Genomic DNA, 17,747 nt, shown 5'->3' with positions numbered 1-17,747 from the left:
TTCACCCTGGGGCATGACTCAGCTGACATCGGCGGTATGGCATTTGTTGGGTCTAGCGACCCGCGGAGATTTGCGCCACTCTTTGATGGCTTAGTCCCAGGAGACTGCCGATGTCGCGGTAGCTGGTGCCTCGTTCATGGAGCCGGGACACGGTCGACCTGAGGGTGCTGGTGAGGTTCTCCTGCGCCTCTCCTGCAGCACGCCGGGCGCTGTCGAGTGACTGGAGTTCGACCAATATTTCAGCGGGCCAGGCGATGTCCAGGGTGATCTCGTCCGCTCCTGCCCCTGTCATGATCTCGATGAGGTCGACGGCCATTCCCTCCACGTCGCGGAGGTGGGGAGCATACGTTACGCGGTCAAGGTCGGGGACATGGACCATCCAGCCGGTGCCATCCGGTGAAACGGTGGCGGTGTACTCGGTCATATTCTCCATCACCTGAAGTCTAGTCAGGTTAGACAATCAATGTCTATGGGAGATAGACGGATGGAGTTAGCCCTCAACCCCGCGCCGTGACCACCACGTGCGGGCGTGACTCGTGTCCGGGTGCGACTCCGAATCGCCGGTCGAGCTCGGCGACCTCGGGCAGCGGGTCGACCTCCACGGAGGTGAACCCGGCCTCGCGGAAGACCGCACCGAATTCGGCGGTGTCGGCGGCGGTGGCCAGCGGTAACGCGTCCAGGGTGGTGGGGGAGTAGGTGCGGGTGAAGGCGTCCTCCCCGTCCTCCGAAGGCACCTTCATCGACGGGTCGACACCGTGGGGGAACCAGGTGGCGTCCACTGCGACGACGACCCCGCCGGGGCGCAGCATCCGTCGCCACGCCCGTGCTGCGGCGACCGGGTCGGGCAGCGTCCACAGCACATAGCGGCTCACCACGGCATCAACGCTGGCAACGCCAGCAACGCCGTCAACCTCTCCGACCTGCGGGTCGTGGGCGTCGCCGACCTCGAACCGCGCACCACCGCCGGACGCCCCGGCCACCGCGATCATCCCCGCCGAGCTGTCCAGCCCGGTCACCCGGTGCCCGGCGGACGCCAGCAGGTTGGCGAGGTATCCGGACCCAGTGCCTACGTCCAACACGTCCAGCACGTCGGACGCACCACCACCCCGAGCGCCTCCCAGGCGTGACCCGAACACCGTCGACCACAGTTGCCGGTCCAACGGCGCGCGCGGCCCGCTGACCTGGTGGTCGTGGTAGTCGGCGGCGCGGCCAGACCAGTACGAGTCCAGGTGGGACTGCAGGGTTTGAAGAGTCTGCGGGGTGGAGACGCTCATGGCCGACCCACCAGTCCGCGGTCGGCGGCACGGTCGGTGCTGCGGGGGAAGATCAGGGTGATCTCGCCGTCGATGTCCACGCGTGTCACGCGCCGGCCGTAGACGGGTTCCAGGACGGCGGGGACGAGCACCTCGTCCGGCGTCCCCTCGGCGACGACAACGCCACGGTCCAGGACCACGAGGTGGGTGCAGTAGCGCGCGGCGAGATTGAGGTCGTGCAGCACGACCGCGCAGCCGGGCAGTCCGGCGACGAGTTCGAGGATCTCGTGCTGGTAGCGCACGTCGAGGTGGTTGGTGGGTTCGTCGAGCAGGATGTGGCGGGTCTGCTGGGCCAGCGCGCGGGCGATGAGGGCGCGTTGGCGTTCGCCACCGGAGAGTTCGGCGAGGTCGCGCCGGGCGAGGTCGGTCATGCCGACGGCGTCGAGGGCGCCGGTGACCACGGCGCGGTCATGGTCGCTGGTGCGCGGCAGGCGTCCCTGGTGCGGCAGTCGGCCGAGGATGACCAGGTCGGCGACGCTCATCGGCATGCCGGAGGACGTCGCGTCGCGTTCCTGGGCGACGACGGCGACCGCGCGCGCGACGTCCCTCTGTCGGCTCCCGTGTCGGCCGCCGTGCAGGTCCACGCCGTCGAGCAGGACGCGGCCAGTGCTCGGCGCCACCGAGCCGTAGAGTGCGCGCAGCAGGGTGGTCTTGCCGGAGCCGTTGGGCCCGACCAGGCCCACGGTGCCCTCGTCCGGCACGGTGAGGTCCACGCCGGCGAGGGCGCGGGTGGCGCCGAAGTCGACGTGCACGTTCTCGGCGGTGATCACGGGTTCTCCTGCAGGTAGGTGGTGAGTTTCTCCAGGCCGTCCACGGCCAGCGGGGTGGGCGGTTCGGCGTAGTTGAGCAGCATCGGCAGGATGTTCTGGGAGCGTCCGGCGGTGGTGCGGTCGATGCCGGGTATCTGGTTGACGGCGTCGAGCACCTGCTCCTCCCCACCGTCGGAGTGCAGGGCGAGGATCACGTCCGGGTTGCGCTCCACGATGTCCTCGGCGGTGACCTCGAAGACGCGGTCGGCCTGGTCGCCGTAGACGTTGGACGCCCCGGTGGAGGCGACGATCGGGGCGGCCATCGACCCGGCGCCGTAGGCGTAGGTCACGCCGCCGCCGACGGTGGGGTACAGCACGGCGACGCTGCGTCCTGCCGCGGCGTGGGAAGCCGACTGTTCCTCGACGGCGGCGAGGCGGGCGCGCAGGTCGGCGACGGTGGACGCCGCGGCGTCCTGCCGGTCGAAGACGGTGCCGTAGAGCCGGACCTGGTCCCACACGTCGTCCCAGGTGACGGGGCCGTCGATGGCGTCGCAGAAGGCGGGTTCCTCGATCAGCGGGATGTCGGAGCTGGCCAGGGTCTGCCGGTTGACCGTGTCGGTCTCCCCGAGCACGAGGTCGGGGGCGGCGGCGACGACCTCCTCGCGGGAGATCTGCAGGTGGCCGGACTCGTCGGTCTTGTCGGTGATCGAGGGGATGTCCGCCAGCGCCTGGTTGGTGGCGTCGTCGAAGTACTCCTCGGGGTACTGGCCAGCGCGGTTGCCCACCCGGTCGAGCACGCCGAGGTCGGCGAGGGTGGTCACGGCGGCGGGTTTGAGCAGGGTGACGTTGTCCGGCGGGCCGTCGAGGGTGACGGTGTCGCCGCAGTTCTCCACGGATATCGCGGCGTCCCCGGTACCGTCTGCACCGCCGCTGCCGCAGGACGCGAGCAGCAGGGAGGACGCCAGGACCAGCGTGGTGGTCACGGTGGGCGCAGTGGTTGCGGGACGTTTCATGGGGCGACTCCGTGGTGCATGCGGCGGACGAGGATGAGCAGGAAGGGGGCGCCGACGAGGGCGGTGATGATGCCGACGGGGATCTCCTGCGGGGCGAGCAGGGTGCGCGAGCCGATGTCGGCCCAGCACAGCAGGATGGCGCCGAGCAGTGCGCTGACCGGGATCACGGCGCGGTGGGCACCGCCGACGAGGCGTCGGGCGAGGTGCGGGACGACCAGACCGACGAAGCCGATGGATCCGGCCATCGCCACCACGGTTCCCACCAGCAGGCACGACAGCACGAGCAGCAGGATGCGCATGCGCTCGGGGTTCACGCCGAGGGTGAGGGCGGTGTCGTCACCGGCGGTGAGGGCGTCGAGGCGGGGCCCGAGGACGAGCAGCAGTGCGGTGACCACCAGCACGACCACCACCACGGCGGCCAGGGGGCCGGCCCAGGACGCCAGGCCGAGAGAGCCGAGCAGCCAGAACATCACGGAGCGCGAGGACTCGGCGGAGTCGGAGGCGAAGATCAGGAAGCTGGTCAGTGCGGACAGCGCATAGCCGATGGCGACGCCGGCCATGATCAGGCGGGTCGGGGTGATGCGCCCGCCGGAGCGGGCGACGCCGAAGACGATGAAGGACGCCACGACGGCGCCGAGGAAGGCGCTGGTCTGCAGGATGTAGTCGCCGACGCCGGCGCCCATCCCCGTCCCGACGCCGGTGAGGATGGCGGTCGCGGCGCCGACGGAGGCCCCGGAATTCACGCCGAGGACGTAGGGGTCGGCGAGGATGTTGCGCACGGTGGCCTGCAGGACGACTCCGGCGACGGCGAGGCCGGCACCGACGGCGGCCCCGAGGACGGCCCGCGGTGCGCGGATCGTCCAGATGACGGCGTCGTGCCGGGCGAGGTCCGTGCCGTCCTGTGCCTCCAGCCCGGTGCCGAGGAGGTGGTGGGCGAGGATGCGTGCGGAGTCGGCCGGGGAGACGGACACTGATCCAAAGCCGACGCTGAAGACGAGCGTGACCAGTAGCGCGACGGTGAGAGCCGCGGTCCAGGAGAGCGCGCGCCGACGTGCGGCGGCGTGGCCGAGCACGTCGCTGGCGGCGCGTCCGGCGGTATTGCTCCCGGGGGATTCTGTGGTGCTCACGGGGGATCACGCTACCGGCCGGGAAGCCTCATTCGCATATTCAAGGGACTGTTTGAATGAAGGTTTTACGTGCGGGAAACACGGTGGGTCAGAGTTCCCGGGAGTCCAGTTCTTCGCGGACGAAGTCGGCGAAGCCGGGCGCAGTGAAGCTCAGTTCCCCGAATCCGCTGGACTGGATGATGCCCTTGTCCATGAGGGACCTGCGGACCATGCTGATGTCGTTCGTGGTCCGTCCCATCCGATCGGCGATGTCCCTGCGTCGCATCCCCGTGTCTCCAAGGGAGGCCATGGCCAGCAGCATCTGGGCCTCAGCGTCCGTGGCCTTCATCCACCGGGCGCGGAAGAAGTCGGCCTGTGCCGTGCGGTACTCGTCCATCGCCGTGTGGACATCCTCGGCGCTGATCCGTGAGTCAGGATCGGGGTAGTGGGCGGCCTTCCAGGACTCGTCCCCGAGCAGCTGGATGAAGTACGGATAGCCACGTGCCTCGTGAAGTGCCGTGGTAAGTGCGCCCTCGTCCCACTCGACACCACCGTCCGCCGCAGGGGCGATGAGGGCGGAGCGTGCGGCGACATCATCGAGGTCTTTGAGCCGCGGGTAACGGAAGCGTTCGGCGAAGCTGACCGCGTCGGTGATCACGTCCTGCGAGTGGCTCAGTCCGGCAGCAGCCGCGATCGCCGGGAGGTCGGGGTTCTCGGACTGCATGTGTTGCCACGCGTAGGCCAGGGCGCGGAGGCCCTCGACGTCGGCGGACTGGATTTCATCGACGAACAGGACGAGGCCGAGTGCTCCGTCGTCGACGGCGGACTGGGCGGCGCCGGAGATCACGTCCTGGAGCGCCCTGCCAGCACTGGCGGGCACACCTGAAGGCTCGCGCCCGGGGGAGGTGGACAGGCTGATTCCCCCGACGGTGACAGTCAGGTTGTGCAGCAGCTCGGCGAGTCGGCGCCGGCTGGTTTCCTTCCATCCGGCGGACAAGCGATTGAAGGACTCGATTAGAGAGGGGAGGAAGGCTCCGTCCCCGGCGGTGACCCACACCGTCTGAAAGCCGAGTTCGAGTGCCTCCGCCTGCAGGTAGCGCAGCAGGCTGGTCTTGCCGATCCCGCGTGGACCCACGGTCACGCTGATCTGGCCGGAGAGTCGGTGGAACTGACTCGTGTAGGCGAGCTGTTGCCGGAAATCCTCGATGTTCTTCCGTCGACCGGGGACGCTGGTGCTGACGGAACCGGGTGTGTATGGGCTCGGCTGCATGCCGACAGTCTACCGCGGTGCTCTTTATGACTCTTTATGACTCGCCAACTCATAAAGAGTCATAAAATCACCGGCTTATGGGTTCGATGGTCGCCTGTACCGCCGGAGCGTGGACGGCGACAACGGAATCGACGTCCGCCTCCGCCAGTGGCGTGGCCCGGACGACGTAGCGCATCAGGCCGAGGCCGATGAGCTGGCTGGCCACCGATGACGCCCTCAGGGCCGCGTCCGGACCGTCCAGTCGTGCGGCGATCCGCCCCGTCACCACGTCCTCGGCGAAGTTCAGTAGCGGGGGCTTGGTGGTAGCGGCAGTGCCACCGGCACCGCCGAGCGCGCTGCGCACCGCCGCGGTGAATACGTCGCGGTGCGGGTCCCAGGACTCACATAATGTGCGCACCAGCCGCGCACCGAGGTCCTCCAGTGGCCCGTCCAGTGCTGTCTCGATCCGGTCCACCGGGTCGAACGGCAGGGCCATCGTGGCCACGAGAAGCCGGGCCTTGTCCCCGAAGTGGTGGTTGATCAGGCTCGGGTCGACCCCGGCCTCCCGCGCGATGGACCGGACGGACGCGCCACGGAAACCGTGCGTGGCGAACTGCCGCCGGGCGGCATCGACGATGTCCCGGAGTGTCTGCTGCGTCCGCGCGGCGCCGCCACCACGGGGCCGGCCGCGACCGCGGCGTACCTCGGGGCGTCCTTCCTGGCGTCCTTCCCCGCTCATGCGGTGCGACGCCGCAGCGTGAGGGCGGCGAGCGCCACCGAGACCACCGTGAAACCGAGCACCACGGCGAGGTCCACGGTGAAGTCGGCATTCCAGCCCGACACGTGGGTCAGGCGGGTGAAGGAGTCGGCGGCGTAACTCAATGGCAGGACGTCGGAGACGCGGGTCAGCACCACGGCCATACTGTCGCGTGGGGCGAGCAGCCCGCAGAGCAGCAACTGCGGGATCACCACCAACGGCATGAACTGGACGGCCTGGAATTCCGTCCGGGCGAAGGCGGACGCCAGTAGTCCCAGCGACGTGCCCAGTAGGGCGTTGGCCACGGCGAATACGCCCAGCACCCACGGGGAGTCGACCTCCAGCCCGAGGAACAGGATGCCCACGGCGGAGGTTACTGTGGCCTGCACCAGCCCGGCCGCACCGAAGGCGACGGCGTACCCGGCGATGAACTCTCCACGACGCAGGCGGGTGGTCAGCAGGCGCTCCAGCGTGCCGGAGGTGCGCTCGCGGACCATGGTCACCGAGGTCAGCAGGAACATGAGGATGAAGGGGAACAGTCCGAGCATCTGCGGACCTACCTGCTGGAAGGTTGCCGGGCTGTCGTTGAAGACGTACTTGAACAGGCACAACAGTACCGACGGCAGGACGAGGATGAGGGCCAGCGTGCGCGGGTCGTGCAGGAGTTGCGCGGCCACACGGCGCGCGGTGGCGAGGGTGCGTGTCATGATGCTGCCCTTCCTGTGTCTTCGGCGAGTGTGAGGAAGGCCTCCTCGAGGTCGTCCTGCCCGGTGCGTCGGCGCAGTTCGTCCGGCGTGGCATCGGCGATCAGCTGGCCTTCGCGCAACAGCAGCACGCGGTCGCACCGGGCGGCCTCGTCCATGACATGACTGGAGACCAGCAGCGTTTTCCCCCGCCGGACGAGATCGGCAAACAGCGCCCAGAGGTCGCGGCGCAGGACGGGGTCCAGGCCCACGGTGGGTTCGTCGAGGAGGTACAGCTCGGCGTCGCTGAGCAGGGCGGCCGCCAGGGAGACGCGCGTGCGTTGACCGCCGGAGAGGCTGCCGGTCAGGTCGCCCTCCCGGCCGGTCAGCCCCACGCTGGCGACCGCCGCGTCCACGGCGTCCTGCCCGACCCCGCTGAGCCGGGCGAAGTAGCGGAGGTTCTGGGCCACGGTGAGGTCCGGGTACACGGAGCTGGCTTGGGTCACGTACGCCACGCGCGCGCGGTTCGTGGCGTTGCCCGCCGGTTGACCGAGCACGGTCACTGAACCTGATTGGATGATCTGGATTCCGGCGATGGACCTGATCAGGGTGGTTTTCCCGCAGCCGCTGGGGCCGAGGATGCCGGTGATGGTGCCGGCCGGGAGCGTGATGTCGAGGCCGGTGAGGACGCGGTGCTTTCCGCGGGTCACGTGGAGGTCGGTGACGGTGACGGCTGGTTTATTCACCATGTGTTTAATATATGCCACGCAATCACCCGCGGCAATGGTTCTTGCTGTGTCTTCTCGGTGTCTTCTCGGTGTCTTCTCGGCGTGTACTCCGCCGGGTTTCGCTACAGTACGGAGTCATGAGCGGGTCACAAGAGAGCAGCGACACCGGCGTTGCCCGCATGCGCGAACTCTCCGACGACTGGGCGGAGACGTTCCGTCTGCTCGGCGACCCCACCCGGCTGCGGTTGCTCACCGTCCTGCATTACGAGGGGCCCGGCACATTGAGCATGTCGGAGCTCGCGGAGCGCGCCGGGGTGCGTACGGCCACCGCCTCAGCGGCATTGCGGCTGCTCACCGCCGCCGGCATCGTGACGGCCACGCGGGACGGACGGATGATGCGCTACGCGCTCACCGATGAGCGCGTCCACCGGCTGCTGCACCACCTCGGCGGGACGCACGCGCATCACACGCACGCGCACCACACACACGAGGAAGACTGAGCACCTGTCGTGAGCTGGCTGCTGCTCCTCGCCGGTTTCGCCGTCCTCGTCGTAGGCGGGGAACTGCTGGTGCGCGGGGCTTCGGCACTGTCCGCGCGCCTGGGGATCTCCCCGATGGTCGTCGGGCTCACCGTCGTGGCGATCGGCAGCAGCCTGCCGGAGTTGGCCGTCGGCATCGACGCGGCGGTGCGTGGCAGTCCGGGTCTGGTGACCGGCAATATCGTGGGCACGAACATCGTCAACCTGCTGCTCGTGCTCGGATTGGCGGCGGCGATCCAGCCGATCATCACCGCTCGCCAGATGCTCCGCCTGGACCTGCCAGCCGTCGCTGCGGCCGCGGTCCTGCTGCTCGTGCTCTCCTTTGGCGGCTCGCTGACCTGGCCCGCCGGCGTCCTCCTGCTGCTCGTTGGGGTGGCGTACACCGCCTCGATCCTCTGGTATACGAAGCGGTCGCGCGCGCAGGAACTGTCGCGGCAGGCCGCCAAAATGGACGCAACCCGCGCCGCCCACGCAGAGACGCAGGACGCGCCGCCCGCCGGCTGGCGTCGCGGCGCGGTAGACGCCGTCCTGCTTCTCGGGGGTATCGCCCTGGTGATCCTCGGCGCGGACTGGCTGGTCACCGGTGCCGTCGATATCGCCTCAGAGCTCGGGGTGTCCGACGCCCTGATCGGCCTGACCATCGTGGCGATCGGTACCTCCGCCCCGGAACTGGTGACCACGGTGGTGGCCACGCTGCGCGGGCAGGCGTCCATGGCAGTCGGCAACCTCATCGGCTCCAGCGTGTACAACATCGTGTTCATCCTCGGCGCCACGGTGCTGGTCGCCCCGGACGGCATCCCGGTGCCGGACGAGGTGCTGCGCGTCGACATGGTTGTGCTGGTCGCGGTCTCGCTGCTGGTGGTCCTGATGTTCCGGACCGGCCGGAAGCTGAGCCGCTGGGAGGGGCTGCTGCTGGTGGTGTTCTATGCCATCTACCTGACCTACCTGGTGCTCGTGCGGGTGTGACCGGCACGGTCCGTCCTCCCCAGTCCTCACCCGTCTTCACCAGTCTTCGAGGACGCCGGTGATGTAATCCCTGATGACGGGGGCGTCGTGGGCCAAGGTATTCCACACAGCCGTGTAGTCGGTGCCTTCGTAGTGGTGTGCGAGCCGGTCCCGCATCCTTTTGATCTGTGACCAGGGGACGGAAGGGCGTGCGTCGATCGTTCGAGCGCTCAGCCGGGCGACGTTCTCACCGATCTTGATGATCACCGATTCGGCCGCCAGTCCGGGAATATTGCCGGGGTCGGCTTCGTACCAGTCGCGTCCGCGCGACACGATCTCGGCGCAAAGGTCACAGAGGCGGACGATCTCCTGAAGAGCGGCCATGTCCCTGCGCGGGGCCCGGCCGGTCATGTGGGAGTCGTTCATATGGGGGCTCACACCGCCCGAGCGGTGGTCAGGATGGGGTGGTCGGCAGCGAGTCCACCGTCGCTGACAACGTCGACCTCGACCCCCAGGAGGTCGGTGGCGGCCTCGGCGAAGGCCGCCACGCCGAGGAGTCCGGTGTCCTGCGGGAGGGTGACGAGGATGTCCAGGTCGCTGCCGGGTTGGTCCTCCTCCCGGGCGGCGGAACCGAAGACCCGGACGTTGCGGATGCCGAGCCGGTCGGCCAAGTACAGGAGGTCGTCGCGGTGGGTGGCCAGCGCCTCGTGGGGGAGCACCGTGGCGGCCCGGAGCCGTTCGACCATGGCGTCAGAAGGATCGCGGCGCCCGGTTTCGTAGGCCGCGATATTGGGTTGTGAGACACCGGAGCGCCGCGCGAGCTCGACCTGCGTCAGACCGGCCGAGGTGCGCAGTTCGCGGATGGTGTTCGTCATACCTCGAACATATCACGTGATATAACCCGGGTTCCGTATCCTCGAACGGGCAAAGCACTCTCGTACCGAGGAGGTCGAGCACCATGAGCACCATCACCACACGTGACGGGGTCACCCTGCACGTCGACGACAGTGGAGAGGCCGGTGACCTGGGACGCACCGTCGTGCTGATCCACGGCTGGCCGTTGTCCGCGGAGTCCTGGTCGGCGCAGACGGAGGTCCTGCGCAAGGAGGGCTACCGCGTGGTCGCCTACGATCGCCGCGGGTTCGGACGCTCCGGCAAGCCGGACACTCCGGAAGGTGCCTACGGCTACGACACCCTCGCCCGCGACCTCGAGGACGTGCTCACCGCCCTCGAGCTCACCGACGTGACCCTCGTCGGTTTCTCGATGGGTGGCGGCGAGGTCGCCCGCTACTTCAGCGTGGGTGACACCTCGCGGATCCGCAGTGTGGTCTTCGCCGCGGCGGTGCCGCCGTTCATGATGAGCGGCGACGACAATCCGGACGGACCGCTCACGCAGGACGCCGCGAAGGGTATGGAGGACGGCCTGCGCGCCGACCGCGACGCCTTCTTCGAGGACTTCACCACCGGTTTCTACTCCGTCGGCGACGACCTCAAGGTCAGCGAGGCGACCAGGAAGGACGCGGTGCGCCTGGCGCAGCAGAGCGATCAGGATGCCGCCCTGGGCTGCATGGAGGCGTTCGGCACCACCGACTTCCGCGATGACCTACCGAAGATCGAGGTCCCGGCGTTGATCATTCACGGGGACTCCGACGACATCGTGCCCTTCGAAGGGTCCGGCAAGCGCACCGCCGAGGCCGTCGCGCACAGCAGGACGACCGTGATTCAGGGCGCGCCTCACGGCCTGAACGACAGCCACACCGCGGAGTTCAACGCCTCATTGCTGGAGTTCCTCGCCGACTGAGCTACGCGAACTGCCGCTGCACCGACTCGACGAGCCAGCGGGTGTACTTCTCCATCGACCACCCCGAGCCCAGGACGAGCTGGCGGTGAGCCTCCGGGGACCACAGGAAGGACAACTCGTCTGCGAGCTCGTCGAGTTCCTGCTCATTGGCGCGCCAGGACACTAGCCCCCTGCTGATGAAGGAGGTCGCGAGGGCGCGGTAGTCGTCGCGCCGGCGGGCGAGCAGCGTGCTCACCGACTCGGCGATCTTGTCGTCGGAGTTGGCGGCGGAGAGCAGCTCGCCCCACAGCATGCTGGTGCGCGCGTTTGCCGCGGCAACGAAGGAGGCGACGGCCTCCAGGTACCTGCCCTGGTCGGGGACCGCGGCGATACCGGGTGCATCCTCGTTGTCTGCGGGGGAGTTCTGGCCTTCGGCACCGGCGTAGGCCTGTTGGAAGGCGGCGACCAGGAGTTCCCGCTTGCGGCCGACGGTCAGCACGGTGTCGATGGAGACTCTGGCCTCCCTGGCGATGTGCGTCAGGGTGGTTCCGGGGTAGCCGTTCGTGGCGTAGCAGCTCGCGGCGGCATCGAGGATGCGCCGACGGACCCTGGCTACGTGGTTGGTGCGGAGGGCCGAGCCGTAGCTGCGGATGCTGGGAGACATGTCGATTCACCTCAGTGGACAAGGCTTCGGGTGGCTACTTCAGGTGGAGATACATTCGACGCTAGCACCATCAAGGCCCTGACCTCACTACTCATCCTTTCCACTACCCCTGTGCGCAGCCACCCCACAGCACGCCGAGAGAAGCGTTTACTGGAGAGGGCACTTAAGGATCCCGACACCACAGGAGCTGACATGACAGACAACACCGAAAACACCGGCTGGACCGGAGGGCAGAACGCCTTCGGCGACTTCGCGCCCGGCATGGTGCACTACACCGACAAAGTCCTGTTCGACGAGGTCTGGGAGCGCGAGGGCCTGTCCAAGCGCGACCGCAGTCTGGTGACCATTTCTGCGCTGACCGCGCTGGGGAAGATGGACCAGCTGCAGTTCCACCTCGACTTCGCCCGGCAGAACGGCGTCACCGACGAGGAGCTCAAGGAGGCCCTGCTGCAGCTGTCGTTCTACGCGGGCTGGCCCAATGGCATGGGCGCGACGGGCGTGCTGAAGAACATCATCGAAGGGGACAGCTAGCTGTAGTTCCCCGCGTCCCCGTGGCCCCGTGTTTCCGCGGGGTTAAAATTCGGCGGCCCCGTCCCCGCCGACGGCCGTGCGCCGCTACCGTTGGGTGGGTACGCAGCACGCACTGACCCCGCGCAACCCCCGCACAAACACCTAGGACGCACCGTGGATCTCACCCCCCGGGAGCAGGACAAGCTCCTCATCTTCACCGCCGCCGAGGTCGCCCGCAGGCGCCGGGGCCGGGGGCTCACGCTCAACGTCCCGGAGGCGACGGCGCTGATCAGCGAGGCCGTCATCGAGGCCGCGCGCGACGGCCGGACCGTTGCCGAGGCGATGGAGATCGGCACGCAGGTGCTCGGCCACGCGGACGTGCAGGACGGGGTGCGCGAGCGCCTGTCGTTGATCCAGGTCGAGGCCACCTTCCCGGACGGGACGAAGCTGGTCAGCGTCCACGACCCGATCGGCCTGTGAGCGCGGGGATGCACTCAGCACAATCTGTCACGGTCCTCTACGCCGGCGCCGAGGCGCCGTCCCCGGCCGTCCTGCAGGACGCCACGGGCGTGCCGGTGGTCACCGGCCCGCGCGAGCTCGCGCGTCATGCCGAGCAGGCCAAGACGCAGGACGCTGCGCTGGTCGTCGTCCCCGCGGGGACGGGCCGGGCGCTGACGTCGGTGACGCAGGCGGCGCAGGCGTTGGCGTGGGAACGCCGCTCCGGCACGACGGTGGTGCTCGGACCGTCGTTGATCGACGGCACGCGGGCGATCGCCGAGATGCGCCGTCACCTGCGCGCCTCGGCCAAGGACCACGACGCGGTGCTGTTCACCGCGAACACGGTCGACCCCTTCGCCGATGCCGAGCTGCTGCGCCGGGTGCGTCTGGCCCAGCAGTTCTCCGAGGACCTGCTGGTGGAGGTCGCCTTCGAGGGCTCGTGGCCGTCGGTGGACACCGCCCGTGACCGGTTGCGGCTGCTCGGGGCGACCCGGGTGGCGCAGGTGCGCGCGGACCTGGGACAGGACGATGTGGCCACCCCGCTCTTCCGTCCCTCGTCGTTGGCCACGGCCGCATCACGGGCCGCGCACACCGCGCTGCACCAGTTGCTCGACCATCATGACGACGGCATCGCCGCCGGTCTGCTCGCGGATCACGCCACCGGGTTCGCCCACTCCCACGGCGACGAGGACGGTCACTCCCACGGCCACTCCCACTCGCACGGCCACCATCACCACCACTAGGAGACCCACATGTCCGGATCCGCCAGTTATGGCCTGGCCCCCGACCAGCCGGCCACCGTCGAGCTGAACGCAGGGCGCCGCACGACCACCCTGCGGGTGTCCAACACCGGCGACCGGGCGGTGCAGGTCGGCTCGCACTACCACTTCCTCGAGGTCAACCCGGCCCTCGAGTTCGACAGGGAGGCGGCCTGGGGCATGCACCTGGCCGTGCCGTCCGGCCTGGCGGTGCGTTTCGAGCCCGGCGACACCCGCGAAGTCGAGCTCGTCGACTTCGGCGGCCGGCGCGTCCTGCACGGTTTCGCCGGGCTCGTCGAGGGCCCGCTGGACGACCCGGCGGTGAAGGCCCGCGCCCTGGCGGACCTGCCGGGATTCCTCGCCACCAACGACGAGCTGGAGACACACCCATGAGCAGCATCGACCGGTCCCGCTACACCGAGATCTACGGCCCCACCACAGGCGACACCGTGACCCTGGCGGACACCTGCCTCACCGTGCGCATCGAACACGACCACCTGGCCGACGCCTACGGCGACGAGTCGGTCTACGGCGGCGGCAAGGCCGTGCGCGACGGGATGGCGCAGGACTCCACCGCCACGGCGGCGTCCGGCGCGCTCGACACCGTGATTACCGGCACCATCGTGCTGGACGCCGTCGCCGGGGTGGTCAAGGGCGACGTCGGCATCCGCGATGGCCGCATCGTGAAGATCGGCAAGGCCGGCAACCCGAACACCCAGGACGGGGTGGACCCGGAGCTGGTCATCGGCCCGGGCACCGAGGTCATCGCCGGTGAGCACCGCATCCTCACCGCCGGCGGGGTGGACACCCACATCCACTACATCACCCCGCAGCAGGCCGAGCACGGTCTGGCAGGCGGCATCACCACCTTCTTCGGCGGCGGCACCGGCCCGGCCGAGGGCACCCTGGGGACCACGTGCACGCCCGGGCCGTCCGGCGTGCAGTTCATGCTGCGTGCCGCCGAGGGGATGCCGGTCAACACCGGTTTCCTGGGCAAGGGGTCCGGCTCGTTGCCGGAGGCCCTGGCCGAGCAGATCCGCGGCGGGGCGGCGGGCCTGAAGATCCACGAGGACTGGGGCGCGACCCCGGCCACGATCCGCAACGCCATGGACGTCTGCGACGAGTTCGACGTGCAGCTCGCCATCCACACCGACACCCTCAACGAAGGCGGCTTCTTCGAGTCCACCGCGCGCGCCTTCAAGGGCCGCCCGGTGCACACCTTCCACTCCGAGGGTGCCGGCGGCGGGCACGCCCCGGATATCCTGCGCGTCACCGGCATGCCCAACGTGCTGCCGGCATCGACCAACCCCACGCTGCCCTACACGGTGAACTCGGTGGAGGAGCTGCTGGATATGGTGATGGTCTGCCACCACCTGTCCCACGACATCCCGGAGGACGTCGCCTTCGCCGACTCGCGTGTGCGCGCCGAGACCATCGCCGCGGAGACCGTGCTGCACGACCTCGGCATCATCAGCATTTTCAGTTCCGACTCGCAGGCCATGGGCCGGGTGGGGGAGTCGTGGATCCGCGCCTTCCAGACCGCCCACCACTGCCGCGAGCAGCTCGGCGCGCTGGCGGAGGACGTCGGCAGCGGCGCGGACAACGCCCGCGTCCTGCGCTACCTGGCGAAGATGACGATCAACCCGGCCATCGCCCAGGGCATCGGCCAGCATATCGGCAGCATCGAACCCGGAAAACTCGCCGACCTGGTGCTGTGGCCGGTGGACTCCTTCGCGGCGAAACCCCGCCTGGTGATGCGCCAGGGTCGTATCGCCTATGCGCAGATGGGTGACCCGAACGCCTCCTTGGCGACCCCGCAGCCGGTGATCTACCGCGAGCAGTTCGCCAACTACGGCACCGCCCTGCAGGCCACCCGGGTGACGTTCATGTCCGCCGCCGCCATCGAGGCCGGCGTGCCCGAACAGCTCGGCCTGACCTCCACCGTCCTGCCCGTCGCGGGCACCCGCGATATCGGCAAGAAGGACATGGTGCGCAATGACCGACTCGCCGAGATCGCCGTGGACCCGGACACCTACGAGGTCACCGTGGACGGCGAGCCCGCCACGATCGCCCCGGCGACCGAGCTGCCGCTGGCGCAGCGGTTCTTCCTGTTCTGATGCTCCCGTTCCTGCAGGCGTTGACCTACGCCGACTCCGCCTATCCGTCGGGGCGCTACACCCTGTCCCACGGGCTGGAGGGCCTGGTGCAGGCCGGACGGGTTCGCGGGACGTCCCAGGTCACCGATGTTTTGCTCGACCACCTGCGCCACACCGCCGCGCCTGGCGACGGGGTCGCCACCGCGGTGGCGGCGATGACGGACGACCTGCCCACCCTGGTCACCGTCGACCACGAGCTCTCGGCGACGAAGGTCACCGGCGAGCTGCGCCGGGCGTCCACCCGCGTGGGACGCCAGCTGCTGCTGGTCACCGGCCAGGTCGAGGAGCAGCTCGGCGGGACGCAGCCGGACGTCCTGCGCGCCTACGCCGCGGCCGTCGCGGCGAAGGAGGCACCCGGCAACCAGGCCGTCGCCGCAGGGGTGGTACACGCGTCCCACGGCATGGACGCGGTCACCGCGGTGGCCACCGAACTCACCGGCCTCGCCGTCGGCTGGGCCGGTGCCGCCCTGCGCCTGCGCCAGTGCGACCACGTCGGTGCGCAGGTCGCGATCACCGCCGCGCACCCGGTGATCGCCGAGCTCAGCGCACGCTGCGCCGACACCGCCGCCGGGCTGCTGGCGTCCGGCGACTGGCGGCTGCTGGGACGCGCGAGCCCCGGCAGCGACCTCGCCTCCGCCGCGCACGAGTCCGCCCCCGCCCGACTGTTCATGAGTTAGAGGAGACCCACATGAGTACACCCGACCCCGTTACCGGATCCGGTTCACCGCTGCGTATCGGCATCGGCGGCCCCGTTGGTTCCGGCAAGACCGCCCTGATCGAAGCGCTCGTGCCACGGTTCGTGGCGGCGGGGCGCAACGTCGGGGTGATCACCAACGACATCTACACCCAGGAGGACGCGATGCACGTCCGCCGGGAGCTCGAGGGCGTGATTTCACCGGACGTCGTCGTCGGGGTGGAGACCGGCTCCTGCCCGCATACTGCGGTGCGCGACGACCCGACGATGAACCTCATGACCGCCGCTGACCTGCTCGACGAGCACCCGGAGATCGACACCCTGTTCTTCGAGTCCGGCGGCGACAACCTCACGCTCACCTTCTCCCCGGCGCTGGTGGATGTGTTCGTGTTCGTGCTCGACACCGCCGAGGGGCAGAAAATGCCGAAGAAGCGTGGCCCGGGCATCACCGAGTCCGATATCCTGGTGATCAACAAGACCGACATCGCCCAGTACGTGCGCTGCGATCTGACGGTGATGAACGCCGACGCCGTCGACGTGCGCGACGGCAACCCCGTGGTGCTCACCGACTGCTTCTCCGGGCAGGGCGTGGAGGAACTCCAGCAGAAGCTCGAGGGCTTCAGGGCGTGAACAGGTCGCTGGATCCGGCGGACCTGACCCCGCCGGTGCCGCACGAGGTGGCGGCGGTCGCCGGGGAGGCCAGCTCCGGCGGCGTGATGCCGGTGGGACGCCCGGGCAAAGTCGGCGTGCTCGATGTCAGCCTCGGCGTGCGCGACGGTATGACCGGCGTGACCTCCCGGTTCGTCAAGGCGCCGATGCAGATCACCCGCCCGCTCTACATCGACCCGCGCGACCCCGGCGAGGCATTCCTCTACGTTCGTACCACCGGTGGTGGGCTGGCGCAGAACGACCGGATCCGTCAGATCGTCCGGCTCGAAGCCGGTGCCCGTGCCACGGTGACGACGCAGGCAGGCACCCCGGTGCACCGGATGAACGCTGGCATGGCCTCGCAGTGGGTCAGCCTGCATGTCGCCGACGGTGCGGTGTGCGAGTACCTGCCGGGCCAGACGATCCTCTTCGGCGGCTCGCGCCTGCTGCAGGTCACCGACGCCGACGTGGCGCCCGGGGGCACACTGCTGGCCGCGGAGGTGATGCTCACCGGACGCCTGGCGCGTGGCGAACGCGACGGTTTCGACGTCCTCGCCCAGGGGTTCCGGGTGACGCGGGACGCCCGGCCGCTGCTCTCTGACACCTTGTGCACCACCGGCGCGACCGCGCGCTCGGAGATGCTGCTGTCACGCTGGCCGGTGTGGGGCACGGTGCTGGTGGTCCCGGCACAGGGGGAGGACGTTGCGGGCCTGCTCGCGCAGATCCGCGCCGAGCTGCCGGCGGCCAGCGAGGAACTCACCGCCGCGGCGTCCACCATGGTCGGCGATGCCGGCATCACCGTGCGCGTGGCGGGGGAGGATCCCGTCAGCGTGCGTGCGCTGGTGGAGCGGGTGCACAGTCTGGCGCGGGAGCGGCTGCTGGGGCGTCCGGCCGTGGACCTGCGCAGAATGTAGCGCACAATGTAAAGGATCATGTACATTGTGACGTGTCAGTTAT

General features: G+C 69.2%; 23 protein-coding genes. 11 read left to right on the top strand and 12 right to left on the bottom strand.

The window, feature by feature from the left end; translation table 11 throughout:
* Positions 1-52 precede the first annotated feature (52 nt).
* From ACT3SZ_RS02325 to ccmA, 9 genes are all read right to left on the bottom strand, one after another.
* Positions 53-433 (bottom strand): hypothetical protein, encoded by a 381-nt coding sequence (locus tag ACT3SZ_RS02325; protein ID WP_444616358.1) that lies wholly within the window; start codon positions 431-433, stop codon positions 53-55.
* Between the two features lie 64 nt (positions 434-497).
* Positions 498-1,274, bottom strand: a complete 777-nt coding sequence (locus ACT3SZ_RS02320; protein WP_444616357.1) for a class I SAM-dependent methyltransferase — start codon at positions 1,272-1,274, stop codon at positions 498-500.
* Positions 1,271-2,083, bottom strand: coding sequence for an ABC transporter ATP-binding protein (locus tag ACT3SZ_RS02315; RefSeq protein WP_444616356.1), 813 nt, complete (start codon positions 2,081-2,083; stop codon positions 1,271-1,273). Before ACT3SZ_RS02315 ends, ACT3SZ_RS02320 begins: the two co-directional genes overlap by 4 nt.
* A complete protein-coding gene (locus ACT3SZ_RS02310) occupies positions 2,080-3,075 on the bottom strand; it encodes an ABC transporter substrate-binding protein (protein WP_444616355.1) in 996 nt (331 codons plus the stop codon). Before ACT3SZ_RS02310 ends, ACT3SZ_RS02315 begins: the two co-directional genes overlap by 4 nt.
* Entirely contained in the window at positions 3,072-4,202 is a 1,131-nt protein-coding gene (locus tag ACT3SZ_RS02305; RefSeq protein ID WP_444616354.1) for a FecCD family ABC transporter permease, read from the bottom strand. The genes ACT3SZ_RS02310 and ACT3SZ_RS02305 overlap by 4 nt, the downstream gene beginning before the upstream one ends.
* 88 nt (positions 4,203-4,290) lie before the next feature.
* Complete coding sequence (locus ACT3SZ_RS02300) at positions 4,291-5,451, bottom strand: ATP-binding protein (protein WP_444616352.1); 1,161 nt, start codon at positions 5,449-5,451, stop codon at positions 4,291-4,293.
* Positions 5,452-5,518: 67 nt separating this feature from the next.
* Entirely contained in the window at positions 5,519-6,169 is a 651-nt protein-coding gene (locus ACT3SZ_RS02295; RefSeq protein WP_444616351.1) for a TetR/AcrR family transcriptional regulator, read from the bottom strand.
* On the bottom strand, positions 6,166-6,894 hold the full coding sequence (locus ACT3SZ_RS02290) for an ABC transporter permease (protein WP_444616350.1): 729 nt from the start codon (positions 6,892-6,894) through the stop codon (positions 6,166-6,168). Before ACT3SZ_RS02290 ends, ACT3SZ_RS02295 begins: the two co-directional genes overlap by 4 nt.
* The gene (gene ccmA / locus ACT3SZ_RS02285; protein WP_444616348.1) at positions 6,891-7,619 is read right to left on the bottom strand and encodes a heme ABC exporter ATP-binding protein CcmA; all 729 of its coding nucleotides are present in this window, start codon (positions 7,617-7,619) and stop codon (positions 6,891-6,893) included. The genes ACT3SZ_RS02290 and ccmA overlap by 4 nt, the downstream gene beginning before the upstream one ends.
* A 116-nt stretch (positions 7,620-7,735) precedes the next feature.
* Between ccmA and ACT3SZ_RS02280 the strand changes: the two genes are divergently transcribed.
* Positions 7,736-8,098 (top strand): ArsR/SmtB family transcription factor, encoded by a 363-nt coding sequence (locus tag ACT3SZ_RS02280; protein ID WP_444616346.1) that lies wholly within the window; start codon positions 7,736-7,738, stop codon positions 8,096-8,098.
* Between the two features lie 9 nt (positions 8,099-8,107).
* Positions 8,108-9,103 (top strand): calcium/sodium antiporter, encoded by a 996-nt coding sequence (locus tag ACT3SZ_RS02275; protein ID WP_444616344.1) that lies wholly within the window; start codon positions 8,108-8,110, stop codon positions 9,101-9,103.
* 36 nt (positions 9,104-9,139) lie between these two features.
* Here ACT3SZ_RS02275 and ACT3SZ_RS02270 read toward each other — a convergent pair whose 3' ends face one another.
* A complete protein-coding gene (locus ACT3SZ_RS02270; RefSeq protein ID WP_444616342.1) occupies positions 9,140-9,508 on the bottom strand; it encodes a HepT-like ribonuclease domain-containing protein in 369 nt (122 codons plus the stop codon).
* Positions 9,509-9,516: 8 nt separating this feature from the next.
* Positions 9,517-9,957, bottom strand: coding sequence for a helix-turn-helix domain-containing protein (locus ACT3SZ_RS02265; protein ID WP_444616341.1), 441 nt, complete (start codon positions 9,955-9,957; stop codon positions 9,517-9,519).
* 83 nt (positions 9,958-10,040) lie between these two features.
* On the opposite strand from ACT3SZ_RS02265, the gene ACT3SZ_RS02260 reads away from it, so the two are divergent.
* Positions 10,041-10,883, top strand: a complete 843-nt coding sequence (locus ACT3SZ_RS02260) for an alpha/beta fold hydrolase (RefSeq protein ID WP_444616340.1) — start codon at positions 10,041-10,043, stop codon at positions 10,881-10,883.
* A 1-nt stretch (position 10,884) separates the two neighbouring features.
* On the opposite strand, the gene ACT3SZ_RS02255 is transcribed toward ACT3SZ_RS02260, so the two are convergent.
* Complete coding sequence (locus ACT3SZ_RS02255) at positions 10,885-11,526, bottom strand: TetR/AcrR family transcriptional regulator (protein ID WP_444616339.1); 642 nt, start codon at positions 11,524-11,526, stop codon at positions 10,885-10,887.
* A 192-nt stretch (positions 11,527-11,718) separates the two neighbouring features.
* Here ACT3SZ_RS02255 and ACT3SZ_RS02250 point away from each other — a divergent pair, with 192 nt between their 5' ends.
* From ACT3SZ_RS02250 to ACT3SZ_RS02215, 8 genes are all read left to right on the top strand, one after another.
* Positions 11,719-12,057, top strand: a complete 339-nt coding sequence (locus ACT3SZ_RS02250; RefSeq protein WP_444616338.1) for a carboxymuconolactone decarboxylase family protein — start codon at positions 11,719-11,721, stop codon at positions 12,055-12,057.
* Positions 12,058-12,210: 153 nt separating this feature from the next.
* Positions 12,211-12,516 (top strand): urease subunit gamma, encoded by a 306-nt coding sequence (locus tag ACT3SZ_RS02245; protein ID WP_444616337.1) that lies wholly within the window; start codon positions 12,211-12,213, stop codon positions 12,514-12,516.
* 8 nt (positions 12,517-12,524) lie between these two features.
* Positions 12,525-13,277, top strand: coding sequence for a hypothetical protein (locus ACT3SZ_RS02240; RefSeq protein WP_444616336.1), 753 nt, complete (start codon positions 12,525-12,527; stop codon positions 13,275-13,277).
* Between the two features lie 9 nt (positions 13,278-13,286).
* Positions 13,287-13,685 (top strand): urease subunit beta, encoded by a 399-nt coding sequence (locus ACT3SZ_RS02235; RefSeq protein ID WP_441579043.1) that lies wholly within the window; start codon positions 13,287-13,289, stop codon positions 13,683-13,685.
* Complete coding sequence (ureC, locus tag ACT3SZ_RS02230) at positions 13,682-15,409, top strand: urease subunit alpha (protein WP_444616335.1); 1,728 nt, start codon at positions 13,682-13,684, stop codon at positions 15,407-15,409. The genes ACT3SZ_RS02235 and ureC overlap by 4 nt, the downstream gene beginning before the upstream one ends.
* Positions 15,409-16,125 carry an urease accessory protein UreF gene (locus ACT3SZ_RS02225; RefSeq protein ID WP_444616334.1) on the top strand — a complete coding sequence of 239 codons (717 nt, stop codon included), beginning with the start codon at positions 15,409-15,411 and terminating at the stop codon, positions 16,123-16,125. The genes ureC and ACT3SZ_RS02225 overlap by 1 nt, the downstream gene beginning before the upstream one ends.
* A gap of 11 nt (positions 16,126-16,136) precedes the next feature.
* A complete protein-coding gene (gene ureG, locus ACT3SZ_RS02220) occupies positions 16,137-16,772 on the top strand; it encodes an urease accessory protein UreG (protein ID WP_444616333.1) in 636 nt (211 codons plus the stop codon).
* Positions 16,769-17,704 carry an urease accessory protein UreD gene (locus ACT3SZ_RS02215; RefSeq protein WP_444616332.1) on the top strand — a complete coding sequence of 312 codons (936 nt, stop codon included), beginning with the start codon at positions 16,769-16,771 and terminating at the stop codon, positions 17,702-17,704. The genes ureG and ACT3SZ_RS02215 overlap by 4 nt, the downstream gene beginning before the upstream one ends.
* Positions 17,705-17,747: the final 43 nt, after the last annotated feature.

The sequence above is a fragment of the Corynebacterium sp. AOP40-9SA-29 genome, assembly GCF_052377405.1.
GTDB lineage: Bacteria > Actinomycetota > Actinomycetes > Mycobacteriales > Mycobacteriaceae > Corynebacterium.
This window is presented reverse-complemented; position numbering and strand designations above follow the sequence as displayed.

What these genes read in the sequence shown, in the direction of transcription:
- ACT3SZ_RS02325 (WP_444616358.1), bottom strand. Translation starts at nt 433, where the DNA reads ATGGAGAATATGACCGAGTACACCGCCACCGTTTCACCGGATGGCACC.
- ACT3SZ_RS02320 (WP_444616357.1), bottom strand. Translation starts at nt 1,274, where the DNA reads ATGAGCGTCTCCACCCCGCAGACTCTTCAAACCCTGCAGTCCCACCTG.
- ACT3SZ_RS02310 (WP_444616355.1), bottom strand. Translation starts at nt 3,075, where the DNA reads ATGAAACGTCCCGCAACCACTGCGCCCACCGTGACCACCACGCTGGTC.
- ACT3SZ_RS02300 (WP_444616352.1), bottom strand. Translation starts at nt 5,451, where the DNA reads ATGCAGCCGAGCCCATACACACCCGGTTCCGTCAGCACCAGCGTCCCC.
- ACT3SZ_RS02295 (WP_444616351.1), bottom strand. Translation starts at nt 6,169, where the DNA reads ATGAGCGGGGAAGGACGCCAGGAAGGACGCCCCGAGGTACGCCGCGGT.
- ACT3SZ_RS02290 (WP_444616350.1), bottom strand. Translation starts at nt 6,894, where the DNA reads ATGACACGCACCCTCGCCACCGCGCGCCGTGTGGCCGCGCAACTCCTG.
- ccmA (WP_444616348.1), bottom strand. Translation starts at nt 7,619, where the DNA reads ATGGTGAATAAACCAGCCGTCACCGTCACCGACCTCCACGTGACCCGC.
- ACT3SZ_RS02280 (WP_444616346.1), top strand. Translation starts at nt 7,736, where the DNA reads ATGAGCGGGTCACAAGAGAGCAGCGACACCGGCGTTGCCCGCATGCGC.
- ACT3SZ_RS02270 (WP_444616342.1), bottom strand. Translation starts at nt 9,508, where the DNA reads ATGAACGACTCCCACATGACCGGCCGGGCCCCGCGCAGGGACATGGCC.
- ACT3SZ_RS02265 (WP_444616341.1), bottom strand. Translation starts at nt 9,957, where the DNA reads ATGACGAACACCATCCGCGAACTGCGCACCTCGGCCGGTCTGACGCAG.
- ACT3SZ_RS02260 (WP_444616340.1), top strand. Translation starts at nt 10,041, where the DNA reads ATGAGCACCATCACCACACGTGACGGGGTCACCCTGCACGTCGACGAC.
- ACT3SZ_RS02255 (WP_444616339.1), bottom strand. Translation starts at nt 11,526, where the DNA reads ATGTCTCCCAGCATCCGCAGCTACGGCTCGGCCCTCCGCACCAACCAC.
- ACT3SZ_RS02250 (WP_444616338.1), top strand. Translation starts at nt 11,719, where the DNA reads ATGACAGACAACACCGAAAACACCGGCTGGACCGGAGGGCAGAACGCC.
- ACT3SZ_RS02240 (WP_444616336.1), top strand. Translation starts at nt 12,525, where the DNA reads ATGCACTCAGCACAATCTGTCACGGTCCTCTACGCCGGCGCCGAGGCG.
- ACT3SZ_RS02235 (WP_441579043.1), top strand. Translation starts at nt 13,287, where the DNA reads ATGTCCGGATCCGCCAGTTATGGCCTGGCCCCCGACCAGCCGGCCACC.
- ureC (WP_444616335.1), top strand. Translation starts at nt 13,682, where the DNA reads ATGAGCAGCATCGACCGGTCCCGCTACACCGAGATCTACGGCCCCACC.
- ACT3SZ_RS02225 (WP_444616334.1), top strand. Translation starts at nt 15,409, where the DNA reads ATGCTCCCGTTCCTGCAGGCGTTGACCTACGCCGACTCCGCCTATCCG.
- ureG (WP_444616333.1), top strand. Translation starts at nt 16,137, where the DNA reads ATGAGTACACCCGACCCCGTTACCGGATCCGGTTCACCGCTGCGTATC.